16 protein-coding genes are annotated in these 20,226 nt (G+C 36.5%); 7 read left to right on the top strand and 9 right to left on the bottom strand.

Annotated features, from left to right (window positions below):
• Window positions 1–170: 170 nt before the first annotated feature.
• Window positions 171–2,429, bottom strand: a complete 2,259-nt coding sequence (locus tag ACFINU_RS05895) for a ComEC/Rec2 family competence protein (protein ID WP_375618357.1) — start codon at window positions 2,427–2,429, stop codon at window positions 171–173.
• Window positions 2,430–2,540: 111 nt separating this feature from the next.
• On the opposite strand from ACFINU_RS05895, the gene gltX reads away from it, so the two are divergent.
• The 7 genes from gltX to ACFINU_RS05860 all read left to right on the top strand — a co-directional run bounded on the left by gltX (window position 2,541) and on the right by ACFINU_RS05860 (window position 10,569).
• Window positions 2,541–3,971, top strand: a complete 1,431-nt coding sequence (gene gltX / locus ACFINU_RS05890; RefSeq protein ID WP_375618358.1) for a glutamate--tRNA ligase — start codon at window positions 2,541–2,543, stop codon at window positions 3,969–3,971.
• A 261-nt stretch (window positions 3,972–4,232) separates the two neighbouring features.
• Entirely contained in the window at window positions 4,233–5,528 is a 1,296-nt protein-coding gene (gene gltA, locus ACFINU_RS05885; protein ID WP_375618359.1) for a citrate synthase, read from the top strand.
• Between the two features lie 707 nt (window positions 5,529–6,235).
• A complete protein-coding gene (locus ACFINU_RS05880; protein WP_375618360.1) occupies window positions 6,236–6,988 on the top strand; it encodes a transporter substrate-binding domain-containing protein in 753 nt (250 codons plus the stop codon).
• 467 nt (window positions 6,989–7,455) lie between these two features.
• Window positions 7,456–8,208, top strand: coding sequence for a transporter substrate-binding domain-containing protein (locus ACFINU_RS05875; protein ID WP_375618361.1), 753 nt, complete (start codon window positions 7,456–7,458; stop codon window positions 8,206–8,208).
• A 79-nt stretch (window positions 8,209–8,287) separates the two neighbouring features.
• Window positions 8,288–9,010, top strand: a complete 723-nt coding sequence (locus tag ACFINU_RS05870) for an ABC transporter permease (protein WP_375618362.1) — start codon at window positions 8,288–8,290, stop codon at window positions 9,008–9,010.
• Window positions 9,007–9,714: an ABC transporter permease gene (locus tag ACFINU_RS05865; protein WP_375618363.1), complete on the top strand. Its 708-nt coding sequence runs from the start codon at window positions 9,007–9,009 to the stop codon at window positions 9,712–9,714. Before ACFINU_RS05870 ends, ACFINU_RS05865 begins: the two co-directional genes overlap by 4 nt.
• Before the next feature lie 81 nt (window positions 9,715–9,795).
• Complete coding sequence (locus ACFINU_RS05860) at window positions 9,796–10,569, top strand: amino acid ABC transporter ATP-binding protein (RefSeq protein WP_375618364.1); 774 nt, start codon at window positions 9,796–9,798, stop codon at window positions 10,567–10,569.
• A 20-nt stretch (window positions 10,570–10,589) separates the two neighbouring features.
• Here ACFINU_RS05860 and lpxB read toward each other — a convergent pair whose 3' ends face one another.
• From lpxB to ACFINU_RS05820, 8 genes are all read right to left on the bottom strand, one after another.
• Window positions 10,590–11,786: a lipid-A-disaccharide synthase gene (gene lpxB, locus ACFINU_RS05855; RefSeq protein WP_375618365.1), complete on the bottom strand. Its 1,197-nt coding sequence runs from the start codon at window positions 11,784–11,786 to the stop codon at window positions 10,590–10,592.
• Window positions 11,779–12,651, bottom strand: a complete 873-nt coding sequence (locus ACFINU_RS05850; RefSeq protein ID WP_375618366.1) for an LpxI family protein — start codon at window positions 12,649–12,651, stop codon at window positions 11,779–11,781. The genes lpxB and ACFINU_RS05850 overlap by 8 nt, the downstream gene beginning before the upstream one ends.
• 2 nt (window positions 12,652–12,653) lie before the next feature.
• On the bottom strand, window positions 12,654–13,478 hold the full coding sequence (gene lpxA, locus ACFINU_RS05845) for an acyl-ACP--UDP-N-acetylglucosamine O-acyltransferase (RefSeq protein ID WP_375609506.1): 825 nt from the start codon (window positions 13,476–13,478) through the stop codon (window positions 12,654–12,656).
• 24 nt (window positions 13,479–13,502) lie between these two features.
• Window positions 13,503–13,970, bottom strand: coding sequence for a 3-hydroxyacyl-ACP dehydratase FabZ (gene fabZ / locus ACFINU_RS05840; RefSeq protein ID WP_375618367.1), 468 nt, complete (start codon window positions 13,968–13,970; stop codon window positions 13,503–13,505).
• Window position 13,971: 1 nt separating this feature from the next.
• The gene (gene lpxD / locus ACFINU_RS05835) at window positions 13,972–15,018 is read right to left on the bottom strand and encodes a UDP-3-O-(3-hydroxymyristoyl)glucosamine N-acyltransferase (protein WP_375612127.1); all 1,047 of its coding nucleotides are present in this window, start codon (window positions 15,016–15,018) and stop codon (window positions 13,972–13,974) included.
• 65 nt (window positions 15,019–15,083) lie between these two features.
• Window positions 15,084–17,480, bottom strand: a complete 2,397-nt coding sequence (bamA, locus tag ACFINU_RS05830; RefSeq protein WP_375618368.1) for an outer membrane protein assembly factor BamA — start codon at window positions 17,478–17,480, stop codon at window positions 15,084–15,086.
• A 203-nt stretch (window positions 17,481–17,683) separates the two neighbouring features.
• Window positions 17,684–18,832, bottom strand: a complete 1,149-nt coding sequence (locus ACFINU_RS05825; protein WP_375618369.1) for an RIP metalloprotease — start codon at window positions 18,830–18,832, stop codon at window positions 17,684–17,686.
• Between the two features lie 15 nt (window positions 18,833–18,847).
• Window positions 18,848–19,663, bottom strand: coding sequence for a phosphatidate cytidylyltransferase (locus ACFINU_RS05820; protein ID WP_375618370.1), 816 nt, complete (start codon window positions 19,661–19,663; stop codon window positions 18,848–18,850).
• Window positions 19,664–20,226: the final 563 nt, after the last annotated feature.

Here is a 20,226-nt window from a genome sequence, read left to right as displayed (position 1 = left end):
AGATATAAAAAATCATCTATTTCTAGAAAACTGTAGATTATTATCTCATTTCAATGACGTTGATAAACTTACCAATTTAAATACCGTAAAATATTATGAGAAAAGTCTTCTGTTATTTTTTGTTTTGTCATTATCCAAATGTGAAGCAAAATATGACTGATTATATGTTTTTATGAACGCTGTCTGTGCATATTCCATGGTCTATGAAACCCTAGCGAAGACCAAATAATATCTCCACCTTTGGTCATCATAACGCTTCCTCGTGATAACAATTGTTGAGGTATAAATATTATTTTTGCCTTCTTGTAACAAGTTGGATTATGCATCACAAATGTCTGAATGAGAATATCTGCCTCTACACATTGACCTGTTTCTCTCTGTAAAACAACCACTCTTAATCCATTTTCTAATAATGACGTACATACATGATAATCACAAATAAATTGTCCGTGCAACGAAGGACCATATTTTGTTGGTTTAATCGTTTCATTCACACGAAATGACTTTTTCCATATGGATGTCGTGAACTTAGAAATATGGTAACGATCAATATATAATTTTTTATCATGGATAACGCCCACAAGACGCATATTATCTGCTATAATCAGTTGTACAGGTGAATGCATTACACAAATAGAAATACCTGCCAAAATAAACAAACTAAAAAAGAACCGGATGGGTGTTTTGCAAAAAGTCAGTCCAACCAAGCCTATACTCAATAAAACTAACGCTGATAACGGCATAAAACCAGGATTCAAATCAGGAGAAATAGCCTTGATAGCATGTGCAATCTTTATTACAAGATCAACTCCAAAACCCATAATTTGAAGAGGAAGCCATTCGAATCCTCCTAACATTGCAAGAACTGCGATTAATCCAAAGGGAATGACAAAAATTGAGATGACAGGCAAAGCAAAAGCATTACTGATAATGCTCAACGATGCCATATTAGAAAAATGATAAGCAGCATAAATTCCACTTGCACTCCCTGCAACAAAGGAAGAAGCACATGTTGAAAGCATCGATAAGAAAACAAAATTTATCACTCCTCCTCCAACATAAGAGGGAGTTGTTTTTCTTTTACGAAAAAATGACCTTCCACTCCACCAATCAAAAAAAGCGATCAAAGCAGCAGTCGCAGAAAAGGACATTTGAAAGCTAGGACCTAATATTTCATGGGGTGTCATCGCTAGAGTTATCAACCCTGCAATGGAAAAATTACGCATTGTTATAGCAGAGCGATTACACAATATAGCAACCAACATAACAGCAATCATCACAAAACTTCTTTGCGCTGATATTGCTAAGCCCGACAATAACAAATAAAAAGCTGTTATCATAAAAGCAACGATAGCAGCAAATTTTTTACTGGAATAATAGGAAGAAAAAACTGGAAAAAATGCTAAAAAACTACGGATACTCAAAAGAACTATGCCGCTTAACAACGCCATATGTAAACCTGATATTGATAAAATATGAGCTAATCCAGCTGTACGTAATGCTTCATTTGTCTCATTTGAAATACCAGCACGCTGCCCTGTTATGAGGGCAGCTGCAACACTTCCCTTTTCTCCTTCAAGGGCTATACGGATTCTTTGTGTCATCTTCGTGCGTAAATTTTCAATTTTCTGTAGAATGATAGCGAATATTCCATCAGGCTGCGAAACGGATATTTTTCTTGGTTTTCCTAAATAAACGCCTTGTGCTCCAATTCTTTTAAAATAATTATGAAAACTAAAATCGTAGCCTCCTGGACGCACCGGCCCAGAGAATGCACGAATCTTAACTTTTCCATGCAATCCATCACCAATCGCTAAGCCAGATGGCAAATATCTTGCCGATAAACGAACACGATGAAGACTATGGCGTAATACGGGATTTTCTGTATTCAAAATATCCAAAACTAAACGAAATCCTCCTTTGGCACCTGACTCAATAGAAACAATTCTTCCCGTCAATGTAGTGACAATGTCACTGCTTAGCATGGGTGTTGCAATACGCCACGTTTCTATTTTTGCCGCTAAAACACCCAATATAATACAAAACAGAAACCCCACGGGAATCCATATTTTTCGATAAAAACGTGCAACATAGAATATTCCCAGAAAAATACTGACCAACGCCCCCAATTGTCCCCAACTTGGTTCCCACTCTAAATGAAAATAGAAAATGATTCCTAGGGCAAAAAAGACTAAAATCAGCGAAAAAAGGATACCAAAAGAAACTTCTTTATTAATACAATCTTCTAACCATTTGCGAAAAAAAATGATTACTTCTTTTAAGAGTGTCAATAAAAAAAGTTTTTGTTGATTATAGCTACCATTCTTTGCATCATCATACCTAGAAAAAACACTCTGCCCTATCTGACATGGCTTTTTTCTTTCTGTAACAGATTTTTCGGATAAACCCTCTTTACTTTTATAAAACATCAGTCCCCCACTTTAACTCGCAATACGGCTATTGCACGCCCCATCACTTATGCTAACATGACTTTTCTATAAAATTCCATAAGTAATATCTTAGTTTAAAGGAAAATATTCGTGTCTGTTATTACTCGTTTTGCCCCTTCACCCACTGGCTTCCTTCACATTGGTGGTGCTCGTACTGCTCTTTTTAATTGGCTTTATGCAAAACATACCGGTGGAAAAATGCTTTTACGAATTGAAGATACAGACCGAGAGCGTTCAACAGAAGCAGCTGTAAAAGCCATTATAGATGGCTTGCACTGGATGGGTCTTAGTTATGATGGCGCCCCTATTTCGCAATTCGAACGTGCAGAACGTCACCGCCAAATCGCTGAACAGTTAGTCAAGAATGGCAAAGCATATTATTGTTATGCTTCACCTGAGGAGTTAGCTGAAATGCGTGAAAAAGCCCGTACAGAAAGGCGCCCACCCCGTTATGATGGACGTTGGCGGGACCGTGACAGTTCTGAAGCTCCTAAAGGTGTTAAGCCTGTTATTCGCATCAAAGCCCCTCAAGATGGAGAAACGATCATACATGACCGTGTTCAAGGTGATGTCCGTTTTCCTAATAAAGATCTCGATGACTTTATTATTTTACGTTCTGATGGTTCGCCTACCTATATGCATGCTGTTGTCGTTGATGATCATGATATGGGCATCACACATATTATACGTGGTGACGATCATCTTACCAACGCAGCCCGACAAACGATTATCTTTAAAGCAATGGGATGGGACATTCCTGTTATGGCCCATATTCCTCTTATCCATGGTGAAAACGGTGCAAAATTATCAAAGCGACATGGTGCGCTCGGTGTTGATGCCTACCGAACAATGGGATATCTTCCTGCTGCTTTGCGCAATTACCTTGTCCGTTTAGGTTGGAGTCATGGTGATGACGAACTGATGTCACTTAAAGATATGATTTCTTGGTTTGATATTGAGGATATTAACAAAGGTGCTGCTCGTTTTGATCTCAAAAAACTCATTTCCATCAACGGACACTATATGCGTATGAGTAATGATCAAGAACTTTTTGATGCCGTTCTTAATATTCTACCAGAAACCGATAGGGGAGCACAAATTATTGAAAGACTTGATGAAAAACGCCGTGTTCAATTTTTAAAAGCAATCCCGCATTTGAAAGAACGTTCAAAAACACTGTGCGAACTGATTGACAATGCCTCCTTCATTTTTACGCAACGACCTTTACAACTTGATGAAAAAGCTCAAATACTCTTAGATAAAAATGGACGAACCATTTTAAACGATCTTTATCTTGCTCTGAAAGCTTGCTCCTCTTGGGATACAAAAACTCTAAATGAAACACTTCGCTCTTGTGTACAAACACAGAATCTCAAATTTGGATCTATCGCCCAACCACTTCGCGCAGCTCTTACAGGATGTGCAACATCACCAGGTGTTTTGGATGTTCTTATTTTATTAGGACGCGATGAATCCCTTCATCGCATCAAGGACCAACTTATCACAACAATATGCCCATGATGGACACTGAGTATATTTCCTCAAATAAGGGTCTATACAGATATCTAAACGCGCCCTAAAAGAGTTTTTTATGTTATATCATTGAAATACATTTCTTATTGAGTAATAATGACCAATAAGGAAATATTTTTAGATTGCATGTACTCACTTTTAGAGGCAATCTACCCTTAAATAAGTAAGAAAAGCTTCAGTTATACATCCCCCACTCTGATGAAGCAGAGTCTTAATTTTTAGAAGTGAAGGATCTGAAAGGAATACCGAATGTCTGAGAATAACGCATATATTATTGTGAATGATAAAAAAGTAGAGCTTCCCTTGCGTAAAGGCACGAGTGGACCTGAAGTCATTGAAATTGCTTCTCTCTATAAAAAAACCGATATTTTTACTTATGATCCTGGTTTTACTTCAACAGCTTCTTGTGAATCAAAAATTACTTATATCGATGGTGATAAAGGCATATTGCTTTATCGTGGTTATCCTATTGATCAATTGGCTGAAAAAGGAGACTTTCTCGAAAGTTGTTATCTTTTACTTTATGGTGAACTCCCAACACAGCAAGAAAAAAATGAATTTGATCGATGTATTATGCAGCATACCATGGTCCACGAACAATTTGCACGCTTCTTCCATGGCTTCCGCCGTGATTCTCATCCTATGGCTGTCATGGTTGCCTGCCTTGGCGCTATGTCTGCGTTCTATCACGACTCTATTGATATTACAGATCCTCACCAGAGAATGATTGCTTCTGTTCGTCTTATCTCAAAAGTTCCAACGCTTGCTGCTATGGCCTATAAATACAGTATTGGACAAGCATTTGTTTATCCACGTAATGATCTTAGTTATGCTGCAAATTTCCTCCATATGTGCTTTGCTGTTCCTTGTGAAGAATATAAAACAAACCCTGTGCTTGCTCGGGCGATGGATCAAATCTTTACCCTTCATGCAGATCATGAACAAAATGCTTCTACATCTACGGTACGTCTTGCTGGATCCTCAGGTGCTAATCCGTTTGCCTGTATTGCAGCAGGTGTTGCATGCCTTTGGGGACCAGCACATGGTGGTGCCAATGAAGCATGCCTAAAAATGCTACAAGAAATAGGTTCTATTAAAAGAATTCCTGAATTTATTGCACGTGCAAAAGATAAAAATGATCCTTTCCGCCTTATGGGCTTTGGGCACCGTGTCTATAAAAATTATGATCCACGTGCAAAAATCATGCAAAAAACCTGTCATGAAGTTTTAAAAGAACTCAACATTCAAGATGACCCTCTTCTTGATATTGCAATAGAGCTTGAAAAAATTGCCTTAAGTGATGAATATTTTATTGAGAAAAAGCTTTATCCCAATGTTGATTTCTATTCCGGCATTACATTAAAAGCTCTAGGTTTTCCAACTGAAATGTTTACTGTCCTTTTTGCATTGGCGCGCAGTGTCGGGTGGGTGGCACAATGGAAAGAAATGATTGAAGACCCTGCACAAAAAATTGGTCGTCCTCGACAACTCTACACAGGCTATGCTATGCGTGACTATGTTCCTATAGATGAACGTGCAAATTAAAAAAAGAAATCAATAAAGCTTCAATTTACTGAAGCTTTATTGAGAGTAATCAAAAAACATCCTTTAAGAATTTTTATAAAACGTGATTTTAAAACTCTTTCTACAGAGATAACATCATCATAAAAATTTACTAAAAAATTCTAAGTTTTAGCTCTGTAAAGAAATTGAGAATACTCTTCTGCGAATTAGCCAAACATTTAGCAAAAAGAAATTGAAAATTTGACCTTATAATCCTCATTATCTTTAATGGAAATGTATTCCCTATTATTCCCCCATGTTTAAAAGCCTTATTACATATTAAAATCGAGCAATGTCAGAATTTTTCTTTCTATCTTCTTCAGATAAAATTGCAAAAAGCTTACATTAAGTGCTTCTCTAATTAGAAATAAAAACACTTTACATTTTGTTCTGTTAAAAGCTGAAATTTTCTTTGTATTTAAGTTAATAGTTTTTCTTTTAAAGATAAATTATTGATTTTTAAATAAAATTATTAAAAATCACCCTATAATCAATAAGAGGGGACCTTCTTTCCTGTATTTTTTATTCCGATACTTGATAAAAAGAAATTATTTTTTTGATAATGATATTCAGCATAATGATAGCAAAATGAACACAGATAAATTTTTTACATTGCTCCAAAAGAGCTTACAGATTATAAAAATTCATGATGGTTTCATATTTGCCAGCTTATCTAATAGGAGAACATAATGAAATTATTAGCAGGAGCTCTTATAATAAGCGCGACACTGTTTACCCTATCGGCCAATTCTCAAACGCTGAAAATTGCAAGCGATGCTTCTTATCCGCCATTTAGTTATATTGACTCAAATAACAAACTGCAAGGGTTTGATATTGATATATCTTATGCGCTTTGTAAAAAAATGAATGTTGAATGTACTATTGTCACACAAGACTTTGAAGGGATGATTCCCGGTCTTCTTGCCAAAAAATATGATGCTATCGTTTCTTCCCTTTCTCCTACAAAAGAGCGCTTACAAAAAATTGATTTTACAGATCCTTACTACAACACAGCACTCGCTGTTATCGTTACCAAAAATTCGGAAATTAAAGAAATCTCAACGCAAGCCTTTAGAGGTAAAAACCTTGGTGTACAATCAAATACAACACAAGCTGCATATGCGGAAGATCATTATGCCTCTGAAGGAGTTAATATCAAACTTTATCCTACAGCAACAGAAGTTAATCGTGATCTTTTAAGCCATCGGCTTGATATCATCATCTTTGATAAATTAAAAGCATTAAATTGGCTTGAAAATGAAGGAAAAGACTGCTGTCTCCTCTTGGGAACTCTAAAAGAAACAAATTTTCCTATTGCAATTGCACTCCGTCAAAATAATAATGATCTTAAAAACAGTTTTAATAAAGCAATAGAAGAAATCCGCGCCGATGGAACCTATGAGAAAATTATGAGAAAATATTTTACTTTCGATATCAATTAGATATCACTATGAATTAAAACTCAATCTGTATATTTAAGGAGTATTTTTTAAATCTTTATTGGACATGCAGGTATAATTAGAAATTCGGCATTTTTATAAGAAAATTTACATTTATCAAAATAACTTTAATTGCTCCTTGAGAGCTAAACATTTTTTAGAATCTAATGACAACAATAAGGTTGTATTTTTATCGTATTAAAATCTAGTTTTTTCTTTATGTTCAAATTTAATAGCCTTATTTTCAAGAAAAATCCTCAGTTTTTACTCATGAAATGATTCAAATTAAAAATTTCGTGAAAATTAAGCTATCATACAAGCAATAAGATATTTATTCTTTTTTTATCAATAATGCCCAACATAATGATCTAAAATAAACATCAATAAATTTTTGAATTGCTCCCAAAAAGCTTACAGATTATAAAAACATAATGATTTCATATTGCCCGCTTATCCAATAGGAGAACATCATGAAACTATTAGCAGGAGCTCTTATAATAAGCGCCGCACTATTCACCCAATTGGCTGATGCGAAAACATTAAAAATTGCGAGTGAAGGCACCTATCCTCCCTTCAGTTATATTGACTCAAATAATAAATTGCAGGGTCTTGATATTGATATATCTTATGCACTTTGTAAAAAAATGAATGTTGAGTGTACTATTGTTACACAAGACTTCGAGGGAATGATCCCTGGACTTATTGCAAAAAAATATGATGCTATCATTGCTTCCCTCTCTCTCACACAAGAGCGTTTACAAAAAATTGACTTTACAGATCCTTACTACGATACAGCACTGGCTGTTATTGTTACCAAAGCTTCGGGAATTAAAGAAATCTCGACAAAAGCCTTTAGAGATAAAAATCTTGGTGTGCAATCAAATACAACACAAGCTTTCTATGCAGAAGATCATTTTGCCTCTGAAGAGGTGAAAATAAAACTCTATCCTTCCACAATAGAAGTGAATCGTGATCTTTTAAATCATCGACTTGATGTGATTATTGTTGATAAATTACAAGCATTAAATTGGCTTAAAAATGAAGGAAAAGATTGTTGTCTCCTCTTGGGAACTCTAGAAGAAACAAGATTTCCTGTTGCAATTGCAGTCCGTCAAAATAATAATGATCTTAAAAATAAGTTCAATGAAGCAATAAAAGAAATCCGTTTGGATGGAACTTATGAAAAAATTATGAGAAAATATTTTACAAGTGATGTTTATTAAATATCAATATGATATTTAAATAAAACCCGTTGGTTATTGCTAAAAAATATTATCTAACTCTTTCATGAGGAATACAAGAATGATTGAAAATTTAGCATTGCTATCATTTAGCAATGGTGGATGGGGAGCAGTTATACTTTCCAGTGCAGGAATGACTTTGTCATTGGCATTATGTTGTGGACTTCTAGGATTTCCTCTAGGACTTCTCAATGCAGTGATGATTCGATCCAATATTAAGATGGCCAAACCTATGGCACGCCTCTTTTCAACGATATTTCGTGGGCTACCAGAGCTTTTAACTTTGTTTTTAGTTTACTACGGATTACAAAGCCTTATTCAAAATTTATTTGACTATTTTAGTTTTGAAATCATGTTCAGTATCAATGCTTTTGTTGCTGGTGTTCTTGCCCTTAGTATGGTTCTTGCAGCTTTTTCTTGTGAAGTTTGGCTTGGAGCATTTAATATTTTTGATAAAGGTCAATATGAAGCAGCTAAAGCTTTAGGACTTTCACGGTCAACCACATTTTTTCGTATTGTCTTCCCTCAGCTCATCCGAAATGCCTTGCCAGGACTTTCTAATAATTGGCTTACTTTACTGAAAGATACATCCCTTGTTTCTACCATCGCGCTTGTTGACCTCATGCGACAAACGAATCTAGCTGTCGCTGCTACCAATAAACCCATGCTATTTTATTTTGTAGCATGCTTACTCTATTTGTTATTTTCAGCGGTTTTTACTGCAATCTTACGCCATTTGGAAACATACACTCAAATAGGCTATAAAAAGGTGCTAGGTCAATGATTCCTGAGTGGCTTTATTTTCTTTTTAATCCTGATCTTTTAAGTCATTATGGACCAAAATTTATTAATGGCTTTATTGTTACTGTTGAACTTGTTTCTATTTCTTGTTCTCTAGGCCTTTTTCTTGGTATGATTATTGCTTTTGCACGTCTATCAAAGAATACATTTTTACAATATTTTGCAAATGCTTATGTCTATTTTTTCCGTGGCTCTCCTTTATTAGCTCAACTCTTTCTTTTTTATTATGGGCTTGGTTCAATGAACAGTTTTTGGCAACAGGTGGGGCTATGGTGGTTTTTTCAAAACGCATGGTATTGTTGTCTTTTTATTTTTACACTCAATTCTGCTGCCTATCAATCTGAGATATTTAAAGGAAGTTTTCTATCCGTAACAACTGGACAACGCGAAGCATCAAAAGCTTTAGGTTTAAGCAACTCTGTCACATTTTTTAGAGTTATTCTTCCACAAGCAATGATTGTAGCATTACGCCCCCTAGGAAATGAGTTGATTTTAATGATTAAATCCAGTGCTGTTGCCTCACTTATCACTGTTTATGATTTAATGGGGGTTGCTAAACTCGCTTATTCACGGACTTTTGATTTTCAAGTTTACGTTTGGGCTGCTCTTATCTATCTCTTTATCGTTGAACTCATTCATCGTTTTATTGTTTTTATCGAGCAGCGCCTCACTCGATATTTACGGTAAATAAAATGATCATAAAAAAAACAGTACCAAATCAAAATGTTGAATTAATCAAGTTCTTCATCAATGAAAGAATAAAATAAGATGAATTTGAAAAATAATAAATCGATCTCTCTCAGTAAAAACCCTGTGATCTCTATCCAAAATCTAAATAAATGGTATGGAAACTTTCAGGTCCTACATGATATCAACTTTAATGTTCAAGCTGGTGAACATATCGTTATTTGTGGACCATCCGGATCAGGAAAATCAACGTTAATTCGTTGTATTAATCAATTAGAACAAGCACAAAAAGGTTCAATCTGTATCCATAACGTTGATATCCATACTGCACCTATACAACAGCAAAAAAATGTTCTTCGTAAGATAGGAATGGTCTTTCAGAACTTTAATTTATTTCCCCACATGAGCGTTATACAAAATTGTATTTTAGCACCTATGACAGTTCAGGGACTTTCCAAACAACAAGCAAAAGAACGGGCAATTCGTTACTTAACGCATGTTGGTATTGAAAAACACTGTGAAAAATATCCTTTACAACTTTCTGGTGGGCAACAACAACGTGTTGCGATTGCCCGTGCACTTTGTATGGAACCTGAAGTCATGCTTTTTGATGAACCAACCTCTGCTCTTGATCCAGAAAGTGTGGGAGAAGTTTTGGAAGTGATGGCTCGATTGGCCGATACAGGGATCACAATGCTTTGTGTTACCCATGAAATGGGCTTCGCACGTAAAGTATCAGAAAGAATACTCTTTCTAGAAAATGGAAAAATTGTTGAAGATGCAGCCTCTGAAGAATTTTTTACCAATCCTAAAAGCCAACGTGCTTGTAATTTTCTTGCTAAAATTAAATATTAATCATTAAAATATTGCTTTATTTATACAATTTTATTCCTGCTTTTTAAAAGAGTGATAATTGTTTGTGCGCCAACAACCCCCGATGCTACTTCAGTTTTCATTTTCTGTTCTACCATCTCAAAGGAATCAAGTTGTGCCTGTCGCAATAAAGGATTAGCCAAAAGTTGTTCTACCTGTCTTGCTAACATGCCAGGACGGATTAATTCATTCAAATATTCCGAAACAATAGGCTTATCAGCAATAATATTTGGAAGAGCAGCACTCCATAACATCATTTTAGGAAAAATAAATAATTTAGAAAAGAAATCAAGTTTATAGCAAAGAACCATAGGAACTTTTGCTAAGGCTAATTCAAGTGAAACAGTTCCATGTGCAGCAAGAGCAACATCTGCTTGTGCAAAAGCACGCCATTTTTCATCTTCACCAACTACAATTTCTATCTTGCTTTTCCAGCCTTGCACAAAGTCCCGGATTCTATCTACCAAATGAGGTAAGGTTGGTAAAATAATACGTAAATGAGGAATACGTTGTACAAGAATCTCTACTGTTTCTCGAAAAATAGGCATTAAGGAACGAATTTCTGAATTGCGTGATCCTGGCAAAATAACTAATGTAGGCGATAATGTTTGTGTATCGATCAAATTTCTTTGTTCTAATTGGCTTTTTTTTTCTGACTGAATTCTCAAAAGGGGAGGATATGTCAAAAGACGATGTCCAACATAAGTCGTGGCAGGACCTCCCAAATCTTGCATAATCTTTTCTTCAAAAGGAAAAACCGCTAAAACATGATCAACAAATCTACACATAGCTTTTGCACGCTCTGGCCTCCATGCCCAAACGGTTGGTGCAATATATTTAATGATAGGAATAGAAGGCGCTAAAGCACGTACCTTTTTTGCAATACGATGCGTGAAATCAGGACTATCAATAATAATTAAACAATCAGGTTGTTCTTGTGCAATAAATTTGGATAAATTGCGAATATGTAGCAACAACAATGGTAGTTTTTTCAACACCTCCTTTAAACCTATTAAAGCAATATCATGGGAATCAAAAAAGCTTTTTAAGCCTAATGCCTTTAAATGGCTCCCCCCAACACCAATCAAATGAATATTGCATCCTATCTGTTGTAATAAACAAGAAATTAGATCGGCCCCAAGTAAATCACCAGATTCCTCACCTGAAACCACTGCAATCTTTAAGAAACAATTATTCATGACCAAACTTTTCAAATGTCTCTATAAATAAAGAATATTTGTTGGCTTTTTCTATTGTTGTTTTCACCGATAATATTAGACTTCTATTTGCCTCCACCGCAACACCAGATAAACCACTCTTTGCAATATTCATTATTGTCGCGGGCCCAATTGATGGCAAATCAACGCGATTATCCTGTTGTGGTTTTGCGCATTTTACAAGAATGCCACCTTTAAGGGGAATTTGCCCTCTTTCTCGCATTTCACAAATACGCCACAACATATTATCAGTTCCCTCAGCGCCCTCTAGAGCAACCACCCTTCCTTGGACAACGACAACGGCTTGCCCGATATCTAATTGACCTAAAAGCTTTGCTGCTTCTACTGCTAAAAAAATATCTTTTTTCTCTTTTGGAGTAGCGCGCCGTACTGTTAAATTAAATTCTATGGGAGCTAAAAGATCTGGGACGATTTCGTGAGCACCGATAACACAAAAACCGTGTGCTTCAATAACCCGTATAAAAGCTTTTAATAACGCATCGTCTCCTCTCTTCAAAGCTCCGATTAACTTAGGAAGAGCTAAAAATGTTGTCCAGTCCAGTCGCAATTGTTTAAGAAGTGGACGCTTTTTCACACCACCTGCCAAAACAACGTTATATACACCAGCCTCTTTTAAAATTTTAACGAGTCGTGCTAACTCTACAATTGATAGCTCGCAATGCTCATAGCGATAAAGAACAGAATCTGCCTCACCATGCAAAAGCACAAGAAAAGGATTTTCTCCATTCTTCTCAAGAGTCTGCGCAACAGTAATCGGTAGAACACCATTTCCTGCTATAATAGCAGTACGGCTGGAAAGAAAACTTCTGGCTCCCCAAATAGGCATTTTTAATCCTTATGTTCTTTTATTCTAACACCTTCAAATTTTGGTGTACAATAAAAACGCTTTCCTTCTTCTTTAATAAAATTAACAACTTCAGAAACAGACTGAGAAGAAGAATAGAAAGAAGCAACATCACTGACACGCTCTTTAAATGGTTTGCTATGATCAAAAAGCATAGCAACCGCATGACGGAGTGCATGAATATCTTGACGCTCAAGTCCTGCACGCTTCATGCCAATAATATTGAGTCCAGCAAGTTTTGCCTGCACACCAACAGCTGTTCCATAAGGTATCAGATCACCAACCAGCGCAGATACGCCGCCGATAAATGCATGATGTCCAACACGAACAAATTGATGAACAGCAGCACCACCACCAATAATCACATAATCACCAATAGTAACATGACCAGCAATCATTGCGTTATTGGCAAATGTTACATGATTGCCTACATAACAATCGTGAGCGATATGCGCATAACAAAAAAATTGGCAATTATCACCAACAACTGTCATTCCTACACTCGAATCGGACCCCCTATGCATTGTTACACCTTCACGAATCGTACAATTCTTACCAATAAAAAGAGTTGTAGCCCCTCCTTTATGTTTATTATTTTGCGGATCTGCCCCCAAAACGGCATGAGAAAATACTTTACTCTTGGCTCCTAACGTTGTCTTTCCCATTATTACAACATGACTTGTCAAACTACATTCATCACCAATAACAGCCTCTGAACTAATATGGCAAAATGGTCCAACGCGTACATTCTCACCAAGCTGCGCTCCCTTCTCCACAAGAGCAGTTGGATGGATTTTCGTACCGGACATTTTTAAATTCCCATCAAATATCGTTTATTCTTCTTCGACAATCATCGCAGCAATTTCTGCTTCAGCGACGCGGACATCTTCTACTTTTGCAACACATGAAAAACGTCTCATACCAGATCTTTTTTTCAAAAGCTGAACATGAATCTTGAGCTGATCACCAGGCATAACCGGCTTACGAAATTTCGCATTATCAACCGTCATAAGGTAAACTAAATTTGTTTGCTTATTGCCTAAATTTAAAAGCGCTATTGCTCCTGCCGTTTGTGCCATAGCTTCTAAAATCAAAACTCCAGGCATAACAGGCTTTGAGGGAAAATGTCCCATAAAATGTGGCTCGTTAATCGTTATATTTTTAATACCAATCGCTTCTTGTTCACCATCAATATCAATTATACGATCAATTAATAAAAATGGATAACGGTGCGGTAATATTGATAATAGTTTTTCAATATCGACAGTCTCTAAGTTTTTAGTTTTTTCACTGCTGATCATATCAGCGTTTCTCCTTTTTAACTTTTCCCATACTGCGCAAGGCCGCTACTTCACGAAACCATTGTTTAAATGGTCGCGCTGGACTACCTCCCCATTTTTCGCCATCCGGAATGTCATTCATAACACCACTACGAGCAGCAATCTGAACAGATTTACCTATTATGATGTGATCAGCTACTCCCACACTTCCGCCAAGCTGAGACATATCCCCTATAGATGTACTTCCCGCAATGCCACATTGAGCGGCAATAAGACAATAGCGGCCAATTTTTACATTGTGGGCAATTTGTACAAGATTATCAATCTTGCTTCCTTCACCAATAACAGTATCTTGAAATGTCCCACGATCAATTGTCGTGTTCGCACCAACTTCTACACCATCCTCAATAATAACGCGACCAAGCTGTGGAATTTTCTCGATTCCAGAAACGCCCCCAACATAACCAAAACCATCTTGCCCAATGCAAACACCAGGATAAAGCTGAACCTTATCACCTATTATAGAACACTGAACTGTTACCTTAGGAGCAATATAGCAGTCACATCCAATACGGCAATTTTCACCGATAACAGCTGTGGATGAAATAAGAGTTCCTGCTCCAATCTCAACATTTTTACCAATAACAGCTCCCGCTTCAATACACACATCATGTGCCAACTTAGCCGTTGGATGAATATGCGCATGCGATGAAATCCCCTTCTGCCCCAACCAAGGCATTGGCTTGACAGAATCTGGAAACAAAATACGACCAATCTGAGCAAAGTCACGCTGTGGTGTGGATGTCACCAAAATTGCCATAGTCTCGGGAACTTTAAAAACAATCTCATTCGTACACAAAACAGCAACAGCAGAACTGTCCAGTAAAGCATCAGAAAACTTCCGATGCTCTACAAAAACAAGCGAACCTTCCACAGCACTCTCAAGTGAAGAAAGAGTATTGATAACTTTATGAGAAAACTCTGGATTAAGAAGCTTTGCACCCGTCAACTCAGCAGCATTTGCAACTGTCAATCGTCGGGACGGCGTAAAAAAAAATGTATCCGCCATCAAAACACTTTCTCTCCCAGCTTAAGCTATTCTCTTCAAGTTTTTCCTTCTTAAAATCGCTCAAATCAGAACTTCGTAGAAATACCAAAGTTCAATTGTTGCAAACGATCACCTTCCTGCTTCGTTATTGGCCAAGCATAATCAAAACGCAAAGGACCAAACGGAGAATCCCACATCAAACTCACACCTGCAGATGAACGCCAAGCACTTTTTGTATTGGTAACAGACGGTTCACCCTTAAAAACGGCTTTATAATTATTGCCATAAAGCGTGGCAATATCCGCAAATAAAGCACCGCGCAACCCAAATCCTTCAGGCACGACAGGGATAGGGAACTGTACTTCAGCAGTCGCATTCATATATGTCGTTCCCCCCAAGAAATAAACCTCACCCTTACTGGAAACCTGACGCGGACCTATTCCATTATATTTGAACCCTCGAAGCATATCAGAATTTACTTTAAACATATCGAAAATACGAACACCATCTCGGCCCATTCCGTGGATATAACCACCCCCAAAGGAAAGCAAACCAACGATATCCTTCTGGTCAGAAAGAGTCTTGTACATCATCGCCTTACCCGTGGTCTTCAAGAACTTTGCACTCCCACCAAGCCCTGCATATTCCTGAAGCAGATGCACGTACCACCCATCATGAGGGGATCTCATATCATCAATCGTATTATAGGTGAAACCATAACTAATTGATGAACGTTTCCAAGGGCTGTGTTTTGCAGCTTGAACAATCGCACCAGAATATTTCCCATATAATTCTATTATGTCACTCTCTTTGTCAAAATCATACTCTCCGCCAAAATCATATTCTTCCTGCACATAAGAATAAGCTACATTAGCAGATAATTGATTATTAATAGGTAACGAAAACCGCAGCGATCCACCTGTCTGCCGTACATCATAGGCTTTATCAGCACGATAAGTACTACGAAAAACATCAACGCCAGCAGATAAACGATACCCTAAGAAATAAGGATCAACAAATGATAAATTATAATTACGAGATTTTTCTTGCCCCGCACCTAATCCTAAACGAACATATTGACCACGTCCCCCAAGATTACGTTCAGTAACAGAAACTTCAAGTGACATACCAGGACTTGTTCCCCCTGTTGTATACCCTCCAGAAAGAGAGAGATCTCCTGTTGAAGCTTCAACAACATCTATTACCAAAACAACTTGGTCAGATTGATCTGTAGGAACCATTGAAATATTAACGGCTTTGAAGAAACCTAAACTTTCTAGACGACGTTTTGCCCGCTGTAATAAAGTTTGATTGTAAGCATCTCCTTCGTTTAAATCAATCTCACGGCGAATGACGTAATCACGCGTTTTCTCATTGCCACGTATATCAATACGTTGAATATAAGCACGTGTACCCTGTTCAATATTATATAAAATTGAAATTGTATGATTTGCTAAATTACGATTTCCCCGCGGTTCAACTTTAGCAAAAGCATATCCCGAATCAGCAACTTTGTTATTAATAGTTGCAACAGACTGTTCAATATCTTCTGCACTATAAACATTACCTGGCTGGGTTTTAAGTATCCTTTTCACAGATTGAACGTCAATTCCATCAACATCACTTTCAACCTGAATATCGCTAATTTTATAGAGCGCCCCCTCATCAAGAACGAAAGAAATTTTATACGTATTGCTTGCTGCATCAAAAGTTGCTTTAGAAGAGACTACACGAAAATCTGCATAACCACGGTTATAATAAAAGCGACGTAAAGCTTCTTCATCAACAGCGAGGCGCTCTTCACTGTAAACATCACCTCCCAACAACTTCGAAAAAATTCCTGAAGTTTTTGTTGAAATCACATCACGCAAACGGCGACTTCCAAAGACATTATTTCCCTTAAAAGTGATATCACCAATCTTTGTTTTTTTCCCTTCAACGACATTAAATACCACATTAACCCGCCCTTTTCCAAGGTTAATCGTTTGAACGTTAACAGTGATATTATTACGACCAAGAGTTTTATAAGCCTCACGAATTGTATTTATATCAGTAGAAAGCTTAGCAGAATTAAAAGGCTCATTCGGTTTTAAAGAAATAAACCGCTTAAGATCTGGGTCTTTAAAAGATTTATTTCCTTGAAACAATATTTGATTGACAACCTCATATTCTTTTACGAATACAACCAATTTATCACCCACCGGATTTATTTTAACATCATAAAATAAACCCAATTCGAAAAGGTTTTTCACAGCACTATCAACATCACCACTGGAAACACCTTGCCCAACCTTAATCCCCATATTGTCTCGAATCGCCTGAGAACTTACAAACTTATTCCCACGAACCTCAATAGAGCGGACTACAGACGCTTGTATTTCTCCGACCGCAGCAATTGACATAAAAACCGTTGCTGGGGCAATCATCCCCATCTTTAACACCAATACAGATGCTGCATTTAAAAACTTTGAATTCGTAGTCATTGGCTTTTTTACCTTACTCTCGTTCCTTAGACATGATGCCTTAAAAAGCTAACTGCCATAACAACCTTTTTACAGCGAGACTTTTCATTCCTTAATTACTCATTATAATGTACAATGCCACAACATTTTGCAGACATGGTAAACAACCTTCAATTTGTTTTTGCTATTATTACTTAATTTATAAAGCGTTTTCCATAATTTAATTAGCTAAACCAACAAAAATAATCATTAAAAAAGACAAAGATCATAAAAAGGAGAAGAATGGAAAAACCTAAACGAAAAACGATTCCCTGAATTTTAGCAGATATTTTCCTCCCAGTAATGACCTCAATGACATGCAATAAAAGATGCCCACCGTCAAGCGGTAGAATCGGAAAAAGGTTAATAAGCCCAACACTTATTGAAAGAAAAGCTGCTAAATTCAATAAAGAGATAAAACCTGTCTCGCTCACTTTCCAAGCAATTTTAACGGTTTTAGAAGGTCCACTTAGCCGACAACGATCCTCTTTGCCTCCTATTAAACGACTCATAAAAAGAACGGTTTGAGTGGCGATAAACACAGTACGGTCTGACGCTTTTCTTACAGCTGTTACAAAACCATAGCGAATATGTTTTATATAAGTTGGATCTAAACGTGCAGGATTATTTAAATCAACAGGAACACCTACACCTATCATAGCACTTCGTGTTCGATTACCAAATCCATCATCTCGCTCAACGACTTTCGGGGTAATCATCGTTGTAAAGAATCGCCCCATGCGTTCTATTTTAAACTCTATGGGTTCTCTTCCGTGAAAAGCTACATAATTCATCAAATCTTCAAAGCTTTCAACCCGTCGCCCATCCATTTCAACAAAACGATCACCTAATTCCAAACCGGATTGAAGAGCAGGGCTATCTTTTACCAAAGAACCAACAACGGGCTCAATGGCTACACGACCATAGATAAAGAAAAAAAATGTTAGAATAACAACAGTAAAAAGGGCATTGAAGAAAGGACCGGCAAAAACAGTTGCTGCTTTTTTCCAAGCATGCGCACTAGCAAATGAACCATCAACAATCAGAGATGATTGGGATGATTCCGTATCGATTTTTTCCTCATCCCCAACAAATTTTACATAACCTCCTAAGGGGATAAGTGCTAAACGCCACTTCGTGCCATGCTTATCTGTATAACTCGCTATTTCTGGTCCAAATCCAAGCGAAAAAATTAACGCCTTAATACCACACCACCGACCAATGAGATAGTGCCCAAATTCGTGCACAAAAATGATAATCATAATGATGAAAAGAATACTCAAACTTCTTAAAAGAAAATCACCCATAGTGACGATATGATTTAAAAGTTCCAAACTATCTTCTCCCAATTAGATCATACTAAAAAGATTAAAAGGTGCATCCATATCAGACATAAATGAACCAATTAAATAAAGAAGAAAAGCTGCCCCTACCAATCCATCTATACGATCCATAAAACCACCATGTCCAGGCAATAAAGAACTAGAATCTTTAACAGAAAACCGTCTTTTGAGCCATGATTGCCCTAAATCACTCAATTGTGAAACAATTGACAAAACAAGTGTAAGGAGTGGCACAAAAAAACTGGCTAAATTTATATCAAAAAATCCAAAAGCGACCCACATACCACCGAAAACTCCCACAAATGTACCACCAAGTGCTCCTGACCATGTTTTATTAGGAGAAAATTGTGGTGCTAATTTAGGTCCCCCTAATGCACGTCCGATAAAATAACCACCAATATCTGTTCCCCACACTATCGTAAATAAGAAAATAACAACTTGGAACCCCAACATTTCATGATCCCGTAGAAAGCATAAAGCAACAACAGGAAAAGATGCATATAAAAAACCACAAAAAACCCAACCACTCTTTTTTATAGATATAATAGCTAATACTGTAGCTAAAACGATTAAAACACAAAAAATCAATGAAGCAGATACACTCAACACTAAAAAAAAGCCAAAGATTAAATAAAAGATACTTGCTAATATTTTTTGTAAAATACACCATTTCTCTTTAGTAATACTCATCCACTCATAAAGAACAAAACCGCCAATACACCATACAAATAAAAAAAAGAAGTTTCCTCCCAACCATGTTAGATACAACGCAATAATGCCAAAAACAAAAGCTGTCAGAATACGATAAACCAAATTAGACAAAACAACATCCAAACAATAAAAATAGAAAATACAAGCTCTAAAATTAACGCAAGAAAAACTCCCCTACGCAGTATTTTTATCTCATACCTGTATAATTTCTCTTATAATTTATCATAAATAATTCAGTCTACTAAGATAGCGCTTATGAAACTAATAATCAATGAAAACAGCTTCAAAAATCTCCGTCAAAATTATAAAATATTTTTTAATATTTTCTCAAATATAAAATGAAAAAGCAGTTACCTCTGCCCCATACAAATTAACTAATATAGGTTTCGTATAAAAACACTTTTCTATCAACTATTCGTCATTAAAAAACGAATTACGCCACATAACATCTGCTTGATCAATTATACTCACATGTTTTATAATGAGAAATAAGAGAAAGGTTAGGCTTGTTTTTTTGCATTATATTCTTTCCCCAACCTTCATCTTAGAATATTTGAATAATTTCTAATAATGCTTTCATTATGCATTTTAACAAAGACGTGCTCAACTAAAAACCCGCACCATGCTGTTAAATAATGTCTCCCAGCAAAGGGCATGATTTATCACGCAGACTA

This window comes from Bartonella sp. AC130YNZD (genome assembly GCF_042196865.1).
Taxonomy (GTDB): domain Bacteria; phylum Pseudomonadota; class Alphaproteobacteria; order Rhizobiales; family Rhizobiaceae; genus Bartonella.
This window is presented reverse-complemented; position numbering and strand designations above follow the sequence as displayed.